Origin of the sequence: Tumidithrix elongata BACA0141, from assembly GCF_036349135.1 — a bacterium.
Classification (GTDB): Bacteria; Cyanobacteriota; Cyanobacteriia; order Pseudanabaenales; family Pseudanabaenaceae; genus Tumidithrix; species Tumidithrix elongata.
Map to the genome: position 1 here is coordinate 16,182 of NZ_JAZBJZ010000019.1, position 20,126 is coordinate 36,307.

The 20,126-nt window shown below is 45.6% G+C and carries 16 protein-coding genes; 8 read left to right on the forward strand and 8 right to left on the reverse strand.

The genetic code is table 11. The features are described 5' to 3' along the window. The first annotated feature begins 161 nt into the window (after window positions 1-161). Together V2H45_RS06800 and V2H45_RS06805 are read left to right on the forward strand one after the other, a co-directional pair. Window positions 162-749, forward strand: coding sequence for an MgtC/SapB family protein (locus V2H45_RS06800; RefSeq protein ID WP_330482869.1), 588 nt, complete (start codon window positions 162-164; stop codon window positions 747-749). A gap of 31 nt (window positions 750-780) precedes the next feature. Continuing rightward, window positions 781-2,028, forward strand: coding sequence for a methionine gamma-lyase family protein (locus tag V2H45_RS06805; protein ID WP_408648745.1), 1,248 nt, complete (start codon window positions 781-783; stop codon window positions 2,026-2,028). Between the two features lie 269 nt (window positions 2,029-2,297). Here V2H45_RS06805 and V2H45_RS06810 read toward each other — a convergent pair whose 3' ends face one another. Then, window positions 2,298-2,693 carry a YidB family protein gene (locus V2H45_RS06810; RefSeq protein ID WP_330482871.1) on the reverse strand — a complete coding sequence of 132 codons (396 nt, stop codon included), beginning with the start codon at window positions 2,691-2,693 and terminating at the stop codon, window positions 2,298-2,300. Window positions 2,694-2,875: 182 nt separating this feature from the next. Between V2H45_RS06810 and bioD the strand changes: the two genes are divergently transcribed. From bioD to V2H45_RS06830, 4 genes are all read left to right on the forward strand, one after another. Beyond that, window positions 2,876-3,553 (forward strand): dethiobiotin synthase, encoded by a 678-nt coding sequence (gene bioD, locus V2H45_RS06815; protein WP_330482872.1) that lies wholly within the window; start codon window positions 2,876-2,878, stop codon window positions 3,551-3,553. Between the two features lie 111 nt (window positions 3,554-3,664). Next, a complete protein-coding gene (tal, locus tag V2H45_RS06820; protein ID WP_330482873.1) occupies window positions 3,665-4,798 on the forward strand; it encodes a transaldolase in 1,134 nt (377 codons plus the stop codon). A gap of 88 nt (window positions 4,799-4,886) precedes the next feature. Beyond that, the gene (locus V2H45_RS06825) at window positions 4,887-6,068 is read left to right on the forward strand and encodes a transaldolase (RefSeq protein WP_330482874.1); all 1,182 of its coding nucleotides are present in this window, start codon (window positions 4,887-4,889) and stop codon (window positions 6,066-6,068) included. 491 nt (window positions 6,069-6,559) lie between these two features. Continuing rightward, window positions 6,560-7,609, forward strand: a complete 1,050-nt coding sequence (locus V2H45_RS06830; RefSeq protein WP_330482875.1) for a late competence development ComFB family protein — start codon at window positions 6,560-6,562, stop codon at window positions 7,607-7,609. A 16-nt stretch (window positions 7,610-7,625) separates the two neighbouring features. On the opposite strand, the gene V2H45_RS06835 is transcribed toward V2H45_RS06830, so the two are convergent. The 3 genes from V2H45_RS06835 to topA form a co-directional block, all read right to left on the reverse strand. Beyond that, window positions 7,626-8,702: an ABC transporter substrate-binding protein gene (locus V2H45_RS06835; RefSeq protein WP_330482876.1), complete on the reverse strand. Its 1,077-nt coding sequence runs from the start codon at window positions 8,700-8,702 to the stop codon at window positions 7,626-7,628. 74 nt (window positions 8,703-8,776) lie between these two features. After that, window positions 8,777-11,878, reverse strand: a complete 3,102-nt coding sequence (gene dnaB, locus V2H45_RS06840; RefSeq protein ID WP_330482877.1) for a replicative DNA helicase — start codon at window positions 11,876-11,878, stop codon at window positions 8,777-8,779. A gap of 272 nt (window positions 11,879-12,150) precedes the next feature. After that, a complete protein-coding gene (topA, locus tag V2H45_RS06845; protein WP_330482878.1) occupies window positions 12,151-14,850 on the reverse strand; it encodes a type I DNA topoisomerase in 2,700 nt (899 codons plus the stop codon). Window positions 14,851-15,130: 280 nt separating this feature from the next. Here topA and V2H45_RS06850 point away from each other — a divergent pair, with 280 nt between their 5' ends. After that, on the forward strand, window positions 15,131-16,288 hold the full coding sequence (locus V2H45_RS06850) for a recombinase family protein (protein ID WP_330482879.1): 1,158 nt from the start codon (window positions 15,131-15,133) through the stop codon (window positions 16,286-16,288). Here the strand turns inward: V2H45_RS06850 and V2H45_RS06855 are convergent. The 4 genes from V2H45_RS06855 to glmS are packed head-to-tail and all read right to left on the reverse strand — an operon-like array spanning window position 16,285 to window position 19,215. Next, entirely contained in the window at window positions 16,285-16,518 is a 234-nt protein-coding gene (locus tag V2H45_RS06855) for a hypothetical protein (RefSeq protein ID WP_330482880.1), read from the reverse strand. The genes V2H45_RS06850 and V2H45_RS06855 overlap by 4 nt on opposite strands. Before the next feature lie 55 nt (window positions 16,519-16,573). Next, entirely contained in the window at window positions 16,574-16,909 is a 336-nt protein-coding gene (locus V2H45_RS06860; RefSeq protein WP_330482881.1) for a XisI protein, read from the reverse strand. Next, window positions 16,897-17,313, reverse strand: a complete 417-nt coding sequence (locus tag V2H45_RS06865; protein WP_330482882.1) for a XisH family protein — start codon at window positions 17,311-17,313, stop codon at window positions 16,897-16,899. Before V2H45_RS06865 ends, V2H45_RS06860 begins: the two co-directional genes overlap by 13 nt. An 18-nt stretch (window positions 17,314-17,331) precedes the next feature. Then, a complete protein-coding gene (gene glmS / locus V2H45_RS06870) occupies window positions 17,332-19,215 on the reverse strand; it encodes a glutamine--fructose-6-phosphate transaminase (isomerizing) (RefSeq protein WP_330482883.1) in 1,884 nt (627 codons plus the stop codon). Window positions 19,216-19,602: 387 nt separating this feature from the next. On the opposite strand from glmS, the gene V2H45_RS06875 reads away from it, so the two are divergent. Continuing rightward, window positions 19,603-19,986 carry a hypothetical protein gene (locus V2H45_RS06875; protein ID WP_330482884.1) on the forward strand — a complete coding sequence of 128 codons (384 nt, stop codon included), beginning with the start codon at window positions 19,603-19,605 and terminating at the stop codon, window positions 19,984-19,986. The last annotated feature ends 140 nt before the right edge of the window (window positions 19,987-20,126 follow it).

Here is a 20,126-nt window from a genome sequence, read left to right on the forward strand (position 1 = left end):
CGCGGAAATCAAATCCCAATGTGTCGCAATTCCAATTCCAATCGGAATTACCAGACAAAAACTGATTATAAAATGGGAGATGTAAAGCTGAACTGCCTGTGCCAGTATTGTTAAGCGATTGGTAATGCTTTCAGGATAAACTGTTCAAGCTAGAAATATTGATGACTTGGGGCTATGCGTTCTTGATGGATGATTGGTTGATCGTAATTTGCAAACTCAGTTTGTCCCTGTTTGTTGGGGGGCTAATTGGTTGGGAAAGGCAACTCGCCCATAAACCCGCAGGGCTACGCACGCATATGCTAGTTAGTTTTGGTTCGACCCTATTTGTCATGGTTCCACTCCATGTAGGAGGATTTGGCGTGCATCCCAATCCCGATGCTCTCAGTCGAGTGATTCAAGGAGTCACTGCTGGCATAGGTTTTTTGGGGGCAGGTGAAATTTTGCACCAGTCTAGAAACAATCGCGAGACGAAACGTAACACCGTAAAGGTGCAAGGATTAACTTCAGCCGCTGCAATTTGGGTATCTGCGGCTTTGGGCGTGGCAGTCGGAGCGGGTCTATACGCGATCGGTTTGATTGGCGCTGTCTTTACCTTATTTACGCTCAAGCTGATCAAATATTTAGAAGGTCGGATTCCTTCTCTTGCCGATCGCACTCCGTCGATTAAGGTGAGTAAATCCACAGGCAGGCTGAGACAAAAGCAAGATATTTATACAGAAGATTACGAGGATGATTACGAAGATGAATGATGCCATCAGCAGTTCCGCCAAGAATGAAAAAATGGCAGCATTGATCGAACAGGCGATCGCCGACCTCGCCCCTACATTCACCGCAATCGATCGAAAGGTAAAACAGAACCTAGAGCGTGTCTTGCAAGCATTTCGCGACCATCGCGTGGGTGCGCATCACTTTGCCAGTGTCTCAGGATACGGACATAACGATATGGGTAGAGAAGTTCTCGATCGCGTTTACGCTCAAGTCATGGGAGCCGAAGCTGCTACTGTGCGCGTTCAGTACGTTTCTGGAACCCATGCGATCGCTTGCTGCTTATTTGGGATTTTACGCCCTGGGGATGAACTATTGTCCGTGGTGGGCGCTCCCTACGATACGCTAGAGGAGGTGATTGGTGTCGAAGCCAGCGAGGATTCTAAACATGGAGAAGATATTCCAAATAATGGGTTAAATGGTTCCCTCAAGGATTTCGGCGTTCGCTATCGTAAAGTCGATCTGACTACCTCAGGCGAAGTGGATTGGGAAGCTCTGGCAACTGCGGTCAAACCAGAAACCCGCATGGTGTTGATCCAGCGTTCCTGTGGTTATGACTGGCGACAGAGTTTAGCGATCGCGGACATTGCCAAAATCATTCAAATGGTCAAACAGCAAAATCCCAATACGGTCTGTTTTGTGGACAACTGCTATGGCGAGTTTGTGGAAACCTTGGAACCAACGGCTGTGGGAGCAGATTTGATCGCAGGTTCCCTGATTAAAAACCCCGGTGGCACGATTGTTACAGCAGGGGGCTACGTAGCTGGGAAAGCTGAATACGTCAATGCTGCGGCAAATCGCCTGACTGCTCCGGGAATTGGAACTTCGGGGGGCGCTACCTTCGATCAGAACCGCCTGCTATTTCAGGGGTTATTCCTCGCACCGCAGATGGTAGGAGAAGCGATGAAAGGGAATCATCTCGCTGCCTATGTATTCGATCGCCTTGGCTATCCAGTCAATCCCTTGCCTTTTGCCCCGCGCCGCGATGTGATTCAAGCCATCCAGTTGGGAGACCCCGAAAAGTTAGTGAAGTTCTGTCGCAACGTGCAACGCTTTTCACCGATTGACTCCTATGTAGACCCCGTGCCGGGCAATATGCCGGGCTATGTTAGCGAACTGGTGATGGCAGGTGGAACTTTTGTCGATGGTAGTACTTCCGAATTATCCGCTGATGGACCTTTACGCCCGCCCTATACCGTATTTTTGCAAGGAGGTACAACTTGGACGCATATTGCGATCGCTCTAGAAAATTTTAGCCTTTGATTTTAATCCTTGTCTAAGAACATATGTCTATAGCAAAGTTTAAATGGCTTGAAGCTATAATTTAAAACAACTATGGAGTACCCAACCTCACCTCAAAAAATTCACTTGATGTACGAGTACACTAAATACTGTTTGGATATGACCACAGATGCGTTTGTGATGGCGATGGCTTCAAGAGTCTAGAAGATTCCCAGCCCTAAAATATCCTTAAAAATATTCCTAGGGCAGTGCCGATATGACTGCCCTTCCTTGCCTGTATAGTTTTGAGCCTACTTAAATAGACTGGACTTTAACAGTTGCAGACCTTGGCTGAGAACGTCGTTACCAGCAGGAACCGTGCCATCAGGCGTAAGCTTATCAATGACCTGTGGGAGCATTCCCGCAATTTGCGAAGCCAATTGATTTTGGTCTATGCCAAACTGTTGGGCAAGTTGCTGCACTTTGCCATTACCCAAAACTTGCATAATATTTTCGGCAGAAAGCTGTTGGTTTTCACCCAGCCCCACCCAAGAACTGGCCGCTGCTGCCAGACCGCTATCGTTAAATTTCTTAAGCAGTCCGTTGAGTCCACCGTTTTCGTCAATTAGGTGGCTAATTGCGCCCAATGTGCCCTCAGCACCACCTTTACCACCAACCATGCCTAAAACGTCATCGAATAAAGCCACGATCTTTGCTCCTAATATTATTGGGGGATTTTCGTAAAAAAAGGCAGAAATACTGGTCAAGCATAGCAAACAGACCGAAACTGTGTCACGCCTAGTTCAATCCTGCGATAATTTCTCTACAGGATCGTGATAGAAACTGTTGAATTCGGAAAGTAGTAGTTAGTGGATTAGATTGCGAAAATATGCAACCTTTATTGATCGTTGGAACAGATACAGGCGTGGGAAAAACCGTTTTAACCTCCAGTCTTGCGGCTTACTGGCAAACCCATCGCAGTTCCCAAACCTTAGGAATCTATAAACCAATTCAATCTGGCGAAGGCGATCGCGAATTTTTTCAACGCACATTCTCACTTTCCCAAACCTTAGAAGAAATTACGCCGATTTATTTTGAAACCCCCATTGCCCCTGCGATCGCGGCAGTTCAAGAAGGAAAAAGCATCGATTTAGGTAAGATCTGGCAGCAGTTTCAAACCTTACAGCAGCAGAAGCAATGCCTGTTGGTCGAGTCTTTGGGCGGGTTGGGGTCGCCGATTACCTACGAATATACGGTGGCAGATCTGGCAAGCGATTGGCGAATCGCGACGGTGTTGGTCGTGCCTGTGCGTTTGGGAGCGATCGGGCAAGCCGTGGCAAATGTGGCTTTGGCAACGCTAAAAAAGATCGATCTCAAGGGGATTGTTTTAAGTTGCGCTCAACCCTGTTCTTCTCAAGACATCGAGAATTTTGCGGCGATCGATTTAATTCAGAGCTTGACCTACGTTCCAGTGCTGGGGGTTTTGCCCCATCTTTCCGATCCGAGCGATCTGTCTAAACTAGCTCACCTTGCTTCAGGCTTGGAGTTGGAGGTGCTGGGCTTTTAATTAAGCTAAATTTTTTGACGATCTGTAATTACTGTAAAACTTACCCTGTTTATGGGTAGAGCGACTTATGATTGTGTCAAATGTGCGACATTGGACGAAGCGTAAGCGATTATGACAACCAATCACTTAACAGAAATACACAAATATGGGCAGAGTGTTTGGATGGACAACCTCAGCCGTGACGCGATCCAGTCAGGACAACTGGCGGATATGGTAAAGACTAAGGGGATTCGTGGCATTACGTCTAATCCTGCAATTTTTGAGAATGCGATCGCAGGTAACGCGATTTACGATCCCGCGATCGCAAAGGGGATTAAAGCGCGTAAGTCCGTACAGGAGATCTATGAATCCCTCGTATTTGAAGATATTCAGAATGCTGCAGATATCTTGAGAGAAGTCTTTGATGCTTCGGCAGGGAAAGATGGCTACGTTTCCATAGAAGTCTCACCCTATTTGGCAAATGATACCGAAGGAACGATTGACGAGGCCATGCGGTTTTGGACTGCGCTCGATCGCCCCAATATTATGATCAAAATCCCCGGCACAGATGCAGGATTTAGTGCCGTCGAGCAGGTAATTCGCGCGGGAATTCCTGTGAATATCACCCTGCTGTTTTCCATTGCTGATTATGAAAAAACCGCATGGGCCTATATTCGGGCATTAGAAACTCGCGCCGCTCAGGGAGAGCATGTCAAGATTGCCTCGGTTGCCAGTTTCTTTTTGAGTCGGATCGATCGCAAAATTGACGATCGCCTAGATGCCCGCATTAAGGGTGCGATCAGCGATGCCGAAAGAAAGAACTTAGAATCTTTTAAAGGGAAGGTAGCGATCACCAATGCCAAACTTGCCTATCAAAGGTTTAAAGAAATTTTAACCAGCGATCGCTGGCAGGCACTCAAAGCCAAAGGCGCAATGGAACAACGTCTATTGTGGGCAAGTACCAGTACTATAAATCCCACCTATAGTGATGTTATGTATGTCGATAATCTAGTAGGGACAAATACGGTCAACACTATGCCACCTGAGACCATTTTTGCCTGTCTCGATCACTGCGATGTTGACGATCGCATCGAAATAGATTTAGACGTTGCCAAGCAAGTGATTGCGAATGTAACTGCGATCGGAATCGATATCGAGCAGATTATGTTTGAACTTCAAATTGAAGGTGTGGATAAGTTTGTGAAGCCCTTCGCATCTTTAATGAATTCTTTAGCAAGTAAAATTAGGCAACTTACTCCAGCTTAAATATTTTCCAGTCAAAGAAGAGGCTATATTCTCTCTCTTTAAAGCATTCTCTCTCATCGTTAAAGTAATCACTCAGGAACTAAATCCCATGGCTAAAAATTTACTCGAACAACTACGAACCATGACCACCGTTGTGGCTGATACCGGTGACATTAAAGCAATTGAAACCTTTACGCCACAGGATGCCACCACAAATCCCTCCTTAATTACAGCGGCGGCACAGATGCCTCAGTATCAAGAGATTGTCGATCTAACCCTAAAACAAGCAAGAACGGAACTGGGGAAATCAGTTAGCCCCGAACAGGTGGTTTCGCTTGCCTTCGATCGCCTTGCTATTTCGTTTGGACTGAGGATTCTAAAAATCATTCCTGGGCGCGTATCTACCGAGGTTGACGCCAGACTCTCTTATGATACAGAAGCCACGATCGCCAAAGGCCGCTACTTAATCTCGCAATACGAAGCAGCAGGAGTTTCGCGCGATCGCGTCTTGATTAAAATTGCCTCCACTTGGGAAGGCATTCGCGCTGCCGAGGTGTTAGAAAAAGAAGGAATTCATTGCAACTTGACCCTATTGTTCGGGCTGCATCAAGCGATCGCCTGTGCCGAAGCAGGAGCCAAACTGATCTCTCCTTTTGTGGGTCGCATTCTCGACTGGCATAAAAAAGAAACAGGCAAGGTCTATGCTGCCACCGAAGATCCGGGGGTACTCTCTGTCACTCAAATCTATAACTACTACAAAAAATTTGGCTATAAAACTGAAATCATGGGAGCCAGTTTCCGTAATATCGGTGAAATTATCGAACTTGCCGGCTGCGACCTACTGACCATCTCTCCTGCTTTACTGGCTGAACTTCAATCTACGATCGCAGAATTACCTCGCAAGCTAGATCCAGCGATCGCTTCTCAGTCTGACATCGAACGCATCTCTATGGACAAAGCGACCTTCGAGCAAATGCATGCAGCCGATCGCATGGCATCGGAAAAACTGGATGAAGGAATTAAGGGCTTTTCCAAAGCTTTGGTGGTACTAGAAGAGCTACTAAAAAATCGTCTTGATGCCCTTGAGGGTGGAGAAACACTCAACCATGCCGCCGAGGATATTTTTCATGTATACGATCTGGATGGGGATGGCTTTATCACCCGTGAAGAATGGGCTGGGACTGATGCGGTTTTTGATGCCTTAGATGTTAACCATGATGGCAAAATCACCCCTGAAGAAATGGCAGCAGGATTAGGCGCAGTCCAAAATTTTGCAGGAGTTTCATCGTAGAAAGCGAACACTAAAAAATCAATAACCTCAAGAATTCTCTTGGTAGATTAAGCATTTTTAAGATCGATTTTTAATTAATCTCAAAAAGCCCATAACTTAAATGCTTAATTTAGCGTAAAATTAAAAGACAGAAAACTGAAAATTTTAAGTAAACCGTTCAAAATAGCTCCCATTATGTACTATGTTGAGCGGTTATTACAGCAGTTTTCGAGCCGATTTGCCACGAAGCTGGGTTGCAGGGCGTTACCCCGCATTGGGCTTTAGATTTCTGCCTGTGGTGCTTTTGAAGCTAATTTGCTGTAAACATCCCTATGACGATAGGGAAAAGCTTAAATATTCTAAAAATAGCCTAAGAATAAAATAGGATATTTATTATATTGAAGTGAAATCAAGATAGATCTTTGCTACCTAGTGCTATAATCTATCACTTAAAAGTGAACATAAGTCTTTAGATTTAGTTGACTAAATTATATTAAGTTTTGGTGGGGACTATGCATAGCTGTAGAAATGCCATTGAAGAACTAGTCATTGAGGAAACCAAAGCGCAGGTAGCAAGGCTATCATCGGAGAGGGCTCAAGCGATCGATTTAAGTGAGGTGGTTGCTCATGCCTTAAATCGTTTGCCGACAATGTATGCCACCACTAAAGTTGGTTGGTTACAGCAACGCAAGCGGGCTCTTAACGAGCTAAAGCAGCAAATTGAGTCTGCGGTACGTCGCGCGTTGGTTAGTGTTAAACCTGATGCCTTACGAGACTCCACACCCTTACCTGCCAAAGAACTTGAAAATCAAGCTAGATCCTTGGCACAGCTACAGGATATTTTGGGAATACCCACGCTAACTTGGAAAGATGTTCCTGAAGCCTTAGAAAATGCCTTGATGACGGTAAAGTTAAAAAGTGCGGTTAGCTATACCTACTTGAATGAAGCGAAGCGAAGTACCATTGACGTTCAAGATTTTATTCGACGAAGTCGCGTTGACGATGTTAACTGGAAGGGTAGACAAGCTGGAATCAAAATTAACAATTTAGATAAAGATAGATCTCCAGAGGCAAAGGAGTTTGCAACCTATATGCTGTCAGCCTCCTACAGTTTTAGTAATGTGCTGGAAAAACTCGTGTTGTCGCTAGCATTTCATCAAGTGCAAAAGCTTAATCCTACGATTGGAGAAATCATTGACCTTGGTGAAGTGGTTGCCTATGTGCTCAACCGTTTACCACCTATGTATGCCACAACAGAGCGAGGTTATCAACAACTCCGTCTGCGTGCTAGAGAAGTGCATGGGAAGCAAGTTGTTGAGACTATCAATGAGGCAATAAAACTTATTTTAGATTCTCCGAACCGAACCAGAATACCCCTTGCTTTAACAAAGTATGAAGCCGAACAAGAAGAAGCTTTAGAAGAGATCAAGTGGATTTTAAAGCGAGATGACATCAACTGGCGTAATGTAGCAACCATTATTGAAGAATCTCTAGGGAATGCAATATTTGGTGAAATTGATTGGCAGCGTAGACCACAAAAAGCTCCAAACAGTTGGGCTTGAGATTGTAGAATCGATGCTAAAGACTATTTGTCCGCAATTTTGTCCAAATTTCTTTATATTGCTTTGCGGTTGATTCTGAAAGAGGCAGAAGGACTTCACTTTGAGCGATCGTCTGTGGCGCAGGAAATTTGATCGTATCTGCTCTGACACTGGCTGGCACTTGTTCTAGCGCGGAGGAAGTTGTGACAGCATCTGTGAGCGCTGAGATTTGTGCGGCGATCGCTGGGGTAAGACAGTAGTCCATCCAATGACAGGCTGCTGCTTGATTATCAGGATTTCCTTGTTTAGGTAAGACCCAAATATCACTCCAGAGGGCAGTTCCTTCGGTTGGAATGATTACCTTGATATTGGGGTCTTGTAAAGGCAGTTTTCGCATATCCTGCGACCATCCCACGGCTACCCAACTATCATCGATTAGCAAGGGCTGTAGGTAAGTGTCAGAAGTGTAAACAAAAACCTGTTGGTGTAGTTGCTTGAGTTCTGCACTAAGTGCTTTGATCGAGTCTAGGTCAGCTTGCTGATAAGAATCGCCCAATTTCTTCAATACAATTCCAATCACTTCCCTCGGATGATCGGGCAATGTAATTTTTTGCTTGAGTTCGGGTCGCCATAGGTCAGCCCATTTGGTAATTTCAAATTTAACCTTATCCAAGCGATAGGCGATCGCGGTTGTCCCCCAACGGTAGGGAATCCCCCACACCTGTGATTTCTCCCCAGTTTTGCGGGTGACCAGTTGCTGCCAGCGCGGATCTAACTTTGTCCATTGAGGCATCTGTGCCAACAGGTTAGGAGAGATTGGCTGAATCAGAGATTGCGCGATCGCACTATCTAGCCAAGCATCACCAATACTGGTCAGATCGAATTTTTTATCGGCATCTGGTTTCGAGAGCAGCTCTTGCCAGAGTTCTTGAGAGGTCTTAGCCGTTTTTAACTCGGTCGCTTTGCTAAACGCACCTTCAAACTGTCCCACAACTTTGCTCGGAATCGCACCTGCCAGACCCAAGATTCGCAAACGGTTCGCATCTGCAAATAAACTACATCCTCCCACACCAAGCATGACAGAACTACCAATGAGAAACTCTCGCCGTTTCATAATTTTTTATACTTTGGTGCAAATCATAGGTTAGTTATCAGCATTAAGAAATTGAGGCTTCAGTTTACCGAATCCTACCTCGAAGCCATATTCTCAAATTTGGTTAAACGGGGTTCAAACAGTAGTTTAACCGTTCCCACAGGACCATTTCGGTGTTTGGCAATAATAATTTCGGCAATGCCGCGATCGGGGGTATCAGGATTATAGTATTCATCGCGATATAAATTAATTACTAAATCTGCATCTTGCTCGATAGAATTATGGGCATAAAAGCCTTGGCTAGAGAAATTTTCTAGGGTTGGAACGGTTAGGTCATAAACCATTTCTTCACCTAGAAAATCAATTTTCTCGATCTTTTCCCAAGCAATGTCCTTAGTCGCTAATCTTGCGATCGCTTCTGGTGTTTGGGGACTTAAGTTTTGGCAAGACATGGCAAGGCGATCGCCAACTTTAAACTCATCTAAACGTTTCCATCCTTGGATCGTTAAAAATTTATGGTTTGCGGTTGCCTTGATCGATCGCCCCAAGTTTGTGGTTAAAGCCCACACGGGTTTTGTGCCTGTACAGAAGGCATTACTGGCGATCGCTCGTTCCATTTGCATGGTTTCGGTATTCACTGCCCAAATCGCAAACCCAGATTTACCTTCCAAATCTCGTATGGGAATTTCCTCGCCAGTATCTGCCATGGTCACGAGGGAATCACCACTCAAACAGCCTGATTCTCTCAAGTCAGATAGCATGGGGCGCTTGTTCGTTCTGGCTTCTACACCGCGACTCAATTGAGAGAGGGCAATTACAGGCACTTGTAGTTCGCGGGCTAAAGCTTTAAGCGATCGCGTAATTCTCGACAATTCTTGGACGCGATTGTCCGAACCCGAACCTTCCATTAATTGCAGATAATCAATCAGAATTAAGCCCAAAACACCTCCCTTTTCTGCTTGCAAGCGCCTTGCTTTGGAACGCAACTCGGTTACGGAAGGATTGGGCGTATCGTCAATGAAGATAGGCAGATCGGACAGGGTACTAATTGCCATCGCTACAGTTGCCCATTCGTTCTCGCTGATTTGTCCCGATCGCAGACGATTGCTATCAATGCCAATATCCGTGACCTTCGATTTAGATTGGCTGGAAAGCAGACGATAAACGAGCTGCTCCTTGGACATTTCTAAACTGAAAATCGCGATCGGTAATTTGTGATTTTCTGCCATTTTTCTGGCGACTTCTACACCAAAAGCAGTGTTATGTACACAAATGTCATTGGCAACAAAATTATGAGTTTCAGGAATTGTCAAGTCATAAACTTGTTTCTCCCCGACAATCTTGATCGCTGTAATTTTGTCCCAGTAGATATCGCTAGTGGCAAGATTTTGTAATGATAGGCAATTAACGGCTTTAGCTAGTTTTAATAACTTCTCTCTAGTAGGAGCGCGTTTGCCTACATGGATATTAGAACTGTTAATACCTGCTGTTTCTGCTAACTTTTTCCAAGAAAGATCGCCTTTGACTAAGGTCAAATCATGCCAAACTTCAACAGGTATTAAATCAGTATTAGTTTGATAGCGCTTCGTAACTAAAGCTAATTGAGCTTTGTTAGTAGCATCTTCCTTTCCAAAAATACCAATTTCGTTAATTAGAGTTTGTAATGATAAAGCATCAGTAATATCAAGTTGCCAACAGTGTCGAAGTTCTTGTTTATATTTAACTTGCTTGTGTTTAAGCTTCGCAATTACACCAAATCTTAATAACAAATGTTGGACTTGACGAGCTAATTTTGCGCTGACAGTGGCATAACCTGCTTGTACTTGACCACTACTTAAAATAGACATCCAGCCATCTGTAGCTAATAAACGATTCAAAAATAAAGCAATTAATTTCTTTTCTAAACGAAAAATGCAATCGGGAATAGTTTTGTGATGTGCTTTTTTACCCCAAACTTCTAAATTCCTTAACCATTGAATTAAGGGGTTACCTGCACCTCTCTTTTGTGCCGTAATATGCAGAGTTGCAGTGCGATCGCCATGAGTATCAATAGTTACCTTTAAATTAGGGGAAAACTGTTCTATGGCAGTAATAAAATCATCTTGAATCTTAGAATTGATATTCATAAATCTAGGACTGGTCTGGGTTAAACAACCATCACCTAAAAGATAAGCTAAGAGTTTAATTTCGCAGGAACGTTGGACTTCTTTCCCAAAAACTTCAATTCGGCGGGGAAGGGCAATTTTATCGCCTACACATAACTTACTTAGCGGTTGCCAACCCGTGATTGTTAAAAATGGATGCGTTAAAGTTGTTTCAATCTCTCGTCCTAATGCAGTTGTAACTCGAAATACTGGCTTAATACCATCATCAATAAAAGCAGATGGTTGTGTTAGATGAAAATGCCAATTCTCGCCTAATGTTAATAGACTAGGCTTAGTTTGGTTTTGTTGATACTGCTGATAAATTGTTTCGATAGTTTTAATACTGCCATCGGCTAAAACCAGTTCACTATCAAAGGCTAAGCATTTGCCCATGGAAGGACGACCTGCAATGATGATCAAATCTGATCGCTGCAACCCGTTGGTCATGGCATCAAAGTCATAAAACCCTGTGGCTAAACCAGGCAAACTGGTGCTTGCCGAGCCAAGCGCATTAAATCGATTTTCTAGCTCGTAAAAGGTCTTGGTCAGAATATCGCCTGCGGGAATTAAGCCTTGCTGAGTTCGGGCTTGGGTGACCGCAAAAATCTTTTGCTCCGCTAGATCGAGTGCCTGAGACAACTCCATCTCTGAGTTAAAACTAATGTCCACTGTGGCGCGTCCAGCTTCGCCGAGTCTGCGGCGGGTGAACTTGTCTACGACGAGTTGGGCATAGTAGTCAACGTTGACAGCACTAACCGTGCGATCGCATAGCTGTACGATCTTGCTCTGCCCGCCCACTTTTTCGAGGGTATCGCGATCGCTCAGCCAAGTCGTGACGCTCATCATATCCGTGGGATTGGACTGGTTGTGCAGCATCAAACAGGCACGATAGATCTCTTGATGGGCGGCGACGTAAAACATCTCTGGTCGCAGCAAGTCCATCACACGCGAGATTGCTTCTGGATCCATTAAAATCCCCCCTAAAATTGCCTCTTCAGCCTCAATATTTTGGGGAGGTAAGCGATCGCTCGCGCTTTCAAACTCGTTACTCATCCGTTAACTCTCAGAACTACACTCACCTATCTATGTTTATAGTCTTATACATCAGACCCATAAAACATCAGCGTAAGCTAAGGAAATACTCATGATTTGGGGCGTAATGGTGAGATAAAGATAACCCTGTGGGTTAAGTAAACACTCCTCTACTTCTGCTATGCCTACCATAGCGATCCTCCATTGTTTGTGAATGTAGTCAAGACTGGAAGTCTGTGCAGGCGCCTGCGCTACAAATTAATTACAAACCCTTTAGGATCGCTATATCGCAACTAACTTTTTGCTGTAGCTTTTTTGGCTGAAGTACGGGTAGTCTTGGCAGCAGCGGGTTTGGCAGCAGCTTTTTTCGTCGTCTTGGCAGCCGTCGTTTTTGTCGCAGTTTTCGTGGTGGTTTTGGTCGTTGTCGCTTTTTTCTTGGTAGTAGTTTTGGTTGTTCCCTTCTTTGTCTCTAGCAAAGTGATCGCTTGTTCGAGGGTAATGTCGTCGGGAGACTGCTCTTTAGGCAGGGACACATTCACCTTGCCATGCTTGACATAGGGCCCATATTTACCCTCGATCAGTTCGACAGGTTCGCCATCCTCAGTATGCTCGCCCAAGGCTCGTAACACTTTGGCACTTGCCCCTCGTACAGCCTTAGGTTGTGCCAAGAGTTCTAGCGCCCGCTCAAAGGTAACCGTATAGGGATTATCGTCTCCTTTGAGCGATCGGTAATCTTTGCCATCTTTGCCCTGATCGTGCACCACATAGGGACCAAATCGTCCTAGATTTGCCTGAACTTTTTTACCCGTGACTGGATGCAGCCCTAGGGTGCGGGGCATCTGCAGTAGATCGATCGCCATTTGTAAGGTGGCTTGTTCGGGTTTTACACCTTTGGGTAAAGAAGCGCGTTTGGGCTTGGGTTTCTCATCTGTAGCCTTACCCAACTGCACGTAGGGGCCATATTGCCCCATCAGCACAAAGATGGGCTCCCCTGACTCTGGATCTATGCCTAACTGATCGGGCCCTTCGAGTTTTTGCTTGAGTAAAACCTCAATTTTTTCAGGCACGAGATCGGCGGGGGTCAAGTCTTGCGGGATCGAAGCGCTAATGGTGGTTTCGCCATCAACCTTTTGGATGTAAGGACCAAACTTACCGATTTTGATCTTAAAATCTTCCAAACCTTCAAGGACAACTGTGCGCGCTGTCTCACCATCGATCTGGCTATCCCGTTCTTTAACTTGGCTATTGAGACCTTGACTGCCAGAATAAAATTCCCGCAAATAGGGCAACCATTCCACGCTACCAGTCGAGATATCGTCTAGGGTTTGCTCCATTTTAGAAGTAAAGCCGGGATCGACAAATTTAGGGAAGTGTTCTTCTAGTAAAGAAGTCACAGCAAAGGCAGTAAACGTGGGCACGAGGGCATTGTTAAGTACCTGTACGTAGCCGCGATCGCAGATCGTACCAATAATGCTGGCGTAGGTACTGGGACGACCGATCCCCTCACTTTCTAGCATCTTCACCAGTGTGGCTTCAGAGTAACGGGCGGGGGGTTGGGTTTCGTGACCGATAGGGGCGATTTGTTGGCAATTCGGATGGTCACCTACAGCCATTCTGGGCAGAACCACCTCTTGTCCTTCTAGGGCGGCATCGGGATCGTCGGAGCCTTCGACATAGGCGCGAAAGAACCCAGCAAAATCAATGCGCTTACCTGAAGCACGGAATAAAGCATCCTCAACCTGCACCTGTACGCTGATTAAGGTCTGTTGTGCATCTGCCATCTGAGATGCCACGGTACGCTTCCAAATCAGGTCGTAGAGGGCAGCTTCTCGCCCCGTGAGACCAGTTTGCTTTGGCGTACGGAAGGTTTCTCCCGCAGGACGAATGGCTTCGTGAGCTTCCTGTGCACCTTTCGATTTGGTGGAATATTGACGGGGTTTAGGGCTGAGGTAGTTTGCCCCATACATTTGCTCTACACACTGACGGGCAGCAGAAATCGCCTGCTGCGACAGATGTACCGAGTCCGTACGCATGTAGGTGATATAGCCTTGCTCGTACAGTGCCTGTGCCACGCGCATCGTGTCTCGCGCCGACAAACGCAATTTTCGGTTTGCCTCCTGCTGCAAAGTGGAGGTGGTAAATGGGGGGGAAGGCTTACGGGTGTTGGGTCTTTCTTCTTGGTTGGTGACTGTCCAAACCTTGCCTGTTAAACGATTTTGCAAAGCGATCGCAGCGGCTTCATCTAGCAAAAGCACATTGCGCCCTGCGGCGATCTTGCCCGTAGATTCGTCGAAATCTTTGCCCGATGCCACCTGTCTGCCACCCACGGAAACCAACTGGGCGGGAAACTCATGTTCTGGGGCATAGAGATTGGCTTTAAGATCCCAAAAGCTACCCGATTTAAACGCACGACGTTCGCGTTCCCGATTGACGATCAAACGCACTGCCACGGACTGTACCCGTCCCGCCGAGAGTCCCCAAGAAATCTTTTTCCACAACAAGGGGGAGAGGGTGTAACCCACCAAGCGATCGAGAATTCTTCGGGTTTCTTGGGCGTGGACTAATTTTTCATCGATGGTGCGGCAGTTTTGCAAAGCGTCGCGAATTGCCTCTGCGGTAATTTCATGAAACACCATGCGCTTGGTGGGCACTTTCGGTTGCAGGAGTTGCAACAAATGCCAAGAAATACTTTCGCCTTCACGATCTTCGTCAGTTGCCAGAATTAGCTCGGTGGCATCTTTGAGAGCGGCTTTTAAGTCCCGCACGATCTTCTTTTTGTCGTCAGGAATAATATAGAGGGGCTCAAAGTCTGCATCCACATTCACCCCCAGTTTTGCCCATTCTTCGGACTTGACGCTAGCTGGTATGTCACTGGCAGACTGAGGCAAATCCCGCACATGCCCCATCGAAGCTTCGACTTGGAAGCTTTTGGGCAAAAAATTGCGAATGGTGCGGGCTTTTGTAGGTGACTCGACAATGACAAGGGTTGACATGGTTAGCCTATGACATCCATAAGAACTGTGAAAAAACTTAGGTAGTTTAAACTCCTTCTTAACCTATATACAATGTTTAGTCAAAATTTTGCTAGGTTTAGAGGGGCGGCGATCGCATCTTTAGACTACGGAGAACCGTCTTCGATCTAGGAATTTATTCCTTTAGATAGACTTTAAAGTGACTTTGTTAATTGTTGTAAATATAACAATTCGCGATGCACAGGCAATAGGTCATCGATCGCGAGAATTTCTGAATAACCGATCCCCAATATATAGAGTTATGTCCTCAGAGGCATCTTTCGATCCAGCTCCATTGAAACATCGATCGGAGGAATTCCCAGAGGGATTTCCAGAGAAATTCTCACAGGGATCCCCAGAAGATACATCACGGGGATCGCAGGCAGGACTCACCGAGCAGCAGCAAATAATTCGCCAAAAAATTTGTCAGGGGCACGCACAAAATCGGGTTCAGGCATTACCACCTCCTGGAAACGCCCCCTTTGGCTATAAACGGGGCAAAGATAGGTATGCGATCGATCGCGCCAATGCACCCATTGTCAAAGAGTTTTTCGAGCATTTTTTACTGTATGGCTCTCTGCGAGGGGCTGTCAGGTATATTGCCCAGAAATTTAATAAAGCGATCGCGGTTTCTACAGGAAAACACTGGCTGACCAACCCCACCTATCGTGGCGATTTAGCCTATCAATCCGTCGATCCACCCCAAATTATCCGAGATACCCATAAAGCCATTATCTCGCGGGACGAGGCTGCCCAAGTCGATCGCCTGCTCCGTCGCAATCGGTCGTTACCTCCCCGCTCGGCAAGTGCAGAGCGATCGCTCGCAGGGCTCGTATATTGTGCGACTTGTCAGGGCAAAATGACCGTGGCTTCGGTGGGCGATCGCGGCAAAAGACAAAAGCTCAAAAATCCCAAACAAAAGGATCGCGTAAAGTCCTATCTATACCTACGCTGTCAAACCTGTCCGCAACCGCAAAAATGCCGAGGGCTAAACTACGATCGCGTCCTCAACCAAGTCATCGACAAGATTTGCAACGAACTGCCTAAAGCGGTAAGCGGTCAGGGTGTATCGCAATTAGGAAATATTAAAGCTCAAATTGAGTCCGTCATTCTTGCCAAGCAAGCCATGATGGAGCAGATTCCACCCTTGGTAACTTCAGGGATTTTAGATACAGAAACCGCAGATTTGCGCCTTTATAAAATTCGCACGGAAATCGCTGACCTCGAAACCAAACTGTCGCAGCTACCCCCGATCAATTTAGTGGCGATCGCGCAGACCATCTCTATCCCTCAGTTTTGGCTAGATCTTTCCGAATCAGAGCGAAGGTTCTATTTTCGCGAGTTTATTCGCGCGATCGGCGTTGATGCTTCCCAAAAGAGAGAAGAGGATTGGAACCTCCAACTTATTTTTGTGTTTTAAGAAGTTCCCAATTCCGATCCCCATACAAAGTCATAGCGGTGTTCGAGCCACTTAAAAATCTGGGTCGCAGGGTTACGGACTGTATTGGTTTTTAGATTTCTGTCTGTGGTGCTTTTGAAACTAATTTGCTGTGAGACTTGTCTAGGCTCTTCCAGTAAAATGTACGGCTCTAAAATGGAGCGATTTTCTTTGCCAATCCGTGTCAACTCGAGTTTTGGTTTCGCAGTCATCCAAAATAGCACGAGAGTATTAAAACGAATTGAGAAAAATAGCTGAGAATAAAACCTAAGCAACCGCAAATCCCGTAAGTGGACGAATTGACGGCTCATGGAATCCTAGCACAATGTCTTCTTTAGGAACGCCAGACTGGAGTAGTTCTTGAGCGATGCCATCCTCTGTGCCATCCACCTGAATCCAAACCTTACTATCAATAATCTCAACATGGATCAAGACACCATGAAGATGCTGAAGCTTATCCCATCCTTCTGAAAGAATAATATACTGATCTGTTTCAGTATCAAAGGCAGAACGGTTTTTGACATTCACATTCGCGTAGCGGATATCCGTATAGGGTTTAAGTACGGTGCGGATAATTTGACGGTATCTATCTAGTCGATCCATTTTTCAATTACCTCAGTTTCTGGGTTGAACGTTAAAAGTTTAAGAACCTTGTTTTCTAAAAGAATTTGCCCAATCTCTTGCTCAAATAGTTTACAGAAAACCGCCTCTCGAATTGCCAGATATAAAACGCGATCGGGTTCTATTCTACTTAGAACATTGTGATAAAGAATGTACTGACCTAACGCATTTTCTAGATCCTGAATTTCTGAAGGACTGACAAAGCTTTTAATTTCAACTGCGATCTTTTGAGAACCTTTCTCTGCACTAATTAATTTTTCGGCTCCGAGATCGATAAACAGATCTTTTCTGCCAACCTTTAAACTATAAGGATCGTGGCTGATCGACCACCCGTCTTTAATAAGGGCTATTTTCACGCAGTCATGAAAAATATCTTTGGCGGGCATAGGGTAAATCTATTTCGTCTATTCCACTGTAACACTTTTTGCTAGGTTCCTTGGCTGGTCTACATCTAAGCCTTTGTGAGCCGCGATGTGATAAGCAAGCAGTTGCAAGGGAATTACGGTAAGAATCGGCGAGAGGATTTCATCCACAACGGGAATGGGAAGGAGATGATCGAAGGTGTCAACGGCGACAGGATCGTCAATCGGAGCCACCCCAATCAATTGCGCTTCTCTGGCTCTTGCTTCTTGGGCATTCGAGAGCACCTTTTCATAAACAGTACCAGGTGTAGCGATCGCCACCACAGGCATATCTTGATCGAGCAAGGCGATCGGTCCGTGTTTCATCTCACCCGCAGGATAGCCCTCAGCATGGATGTAGCTAATCTCTTTGAGCTTGAGCGAACCTTCTAAAGCGATCGGGAAGTTGATGCCACGACCGAGATAGATAAAGTCTTTGGTGTGGGCGAAGGTGTGGGCTAGTTGCTCGATATAGCGTTCTTGACTTTCGAGAATGCGTTCGATTTGGGCGGGGAGTTGGCGTAAACCTTCAATTAAGTTTTGTGCCTTGGCTTCGCTAATCGATTGTTGATTGATGCCTAGCTCTAGGGTGAGTAGATAGAAGATCAGGAGCTGGGCAACAAAGGTTTTGGTCGCTGCTACGCCAATTTCAATTCCTGCTTGGGTATCGAGAATCTGGTCGGCAATGCGGCTAATGGAACTTTCAGTGCGATTGGTAATCCCCAAACAGCGATCGCCCCGTGATTTTGCCAGCTCTAAAGCTGCGAGGGTATCAGCAGTTTCCCCAGATTGGGTCACACCAATGACGAGGGTATTGGGAATTACAGGCGGTGGCGCATAGCGATACTCTGACGCATATTGAACGCTGGTGGGAATATTCGCCACCTGTTCCAATAGATATTTGCCAACTAGTCCTGCATGCCAACTCGTACCACAGGCAAGAATCTGCACGCGATCGATTCCTTTGAGAAAATCTGGTGTCAAGCCCAAATTTACCCAACCCGCATCAGAAACATAGCTAGCCAATCCTGCTCTAATTACGCCCGGCTGTTCATAAATCTCTTTGAGCATATAGTGGCGGAAGCCTTGTTTCTCAACCATCACAGGATTCCAGTTGAGGGTTTGAGGGCTGCGACGTTGGCGATCGCCTGCAAAGTTAAAAATCTCGACGCGATCGCGGGTTAAGCGGGCAATTTCGCCATTGTCAAGCGCCAGAACTGTGCGGGTATATGACACCAAGGCAGGGGTATCGGAAGCACAGAAGTTCTCTCCTTTGCCTAGTCCAATCACCAAGGGAGCTTGTTGGCGAACGGCGATAATTTGATCGGGATAGTCGGCATGAACGACTGCGATCGCAAAGGCACCTTCGAGTCGGCTTACCGCTAGGCGCACAGCTTCCATTAGCTCTGGGCTAGTGGGGGCTGCGGGTGCATGTTCGGTTCTGATTTTGCCTCTGGTTTGCTCTAAGTATTCCGCAATCAGATGGGGAATGACTTCTGTATCGGTCTCTGTGACGAATTCATGTCCTCGTTCCTTTAATTCTTGACGCAGGGCATGATAGTTTTCGATAATGCCGTTTTGCACTACTGCCAACTGATCCGACATATCGGTGTGGGGGTGAGCGTTATGTTCTTCGGGTTTACCGTGGGTTGCCCAGCGCGTATGTCCGATACCAATTTGAGAAGCGTAGATGATATCTTCTTGGGCTAATTTTTCTTCTAGGTTAATCAGTTTGCCTTTGGCGCGGGTGCGATGCAACTCTGGCAAGCCTTTAGGAATTGTGGCAACACCTGCCGAGTCGTAGCCCCGATATTCAAGTTTGCGCAAGCCCGAGATCAATACTTCATTGGCAGAGCGATCGCCGATATAACCAACAATTCCACACATAAGCTGAGTGATTTTTTAGGGTTTGATGATTTAGAAGACTGGTATTATAGCTTTTATAGCATTTAGCGATTAGCTTTTAGCTTTTAGCTTTTTAAAAGCCTTGCAATTTAAGGGTCTTGGGATTTTAGATTTAATTGCTGGAATCGATCGCCATTGAACAGTCCGACGTAACATAATATTTTGAGCGCACTCTAGATCGTCAATATCTATCGAGCTACTACTTGCACTTGATACTATATTCCGTTGTGAATTCCAGATAAAGCGTAAAGCAATTGCATTATTAATAGGTGAGATTGACCGAATTAAAAAGTCCCAAAAGTCCCAACAGTCCCAATTATTGCAGCTACGATTTTTTATTCATCTATTTGCTAGGAGAATTACATTCCTATGGAATATAAAGAGCGATACATTCCCTCTGAGGAGGAATATCTTGAAGCATTTCGGGCGATTTATAAAGATTTGAACCCTGGACATCAGGCAATTTTAGAAAAGCTGTATCAGCATTGTTACTTTATGGAAGACAATCGTCGCTTGCGTACCCAAGAGCTATCTGAAAGTGCTGAATATAAGGGTGACTCAAGCGGACAGATCGGACTTATAGGTAAGAAATTTTGCAAGTTCTTTGGCTCCGAAGAGAAATTTAGGCAACCAGGACTTGCAATAGTCAGTTGGTTTCCCGATGAAGTGAAAGGCTACTGGTATATAGAGTTGCTGCCTGAAGCAGCCAGAGCATTTAGAAGTTTTCGTCTTGAATACTCTGTCGAAGAGTAAGGGTTTTAAGCTTATTCACTTATGGGTTCATACCTCACCAGAGAAATCCCGAAAAGTAGAATAGAATAATGAGCCTACTGATAGAGCACGAGCCATTGGTATCTCTAAGTAAGAAGCATCCAAGCACAGATAGGAGAAAG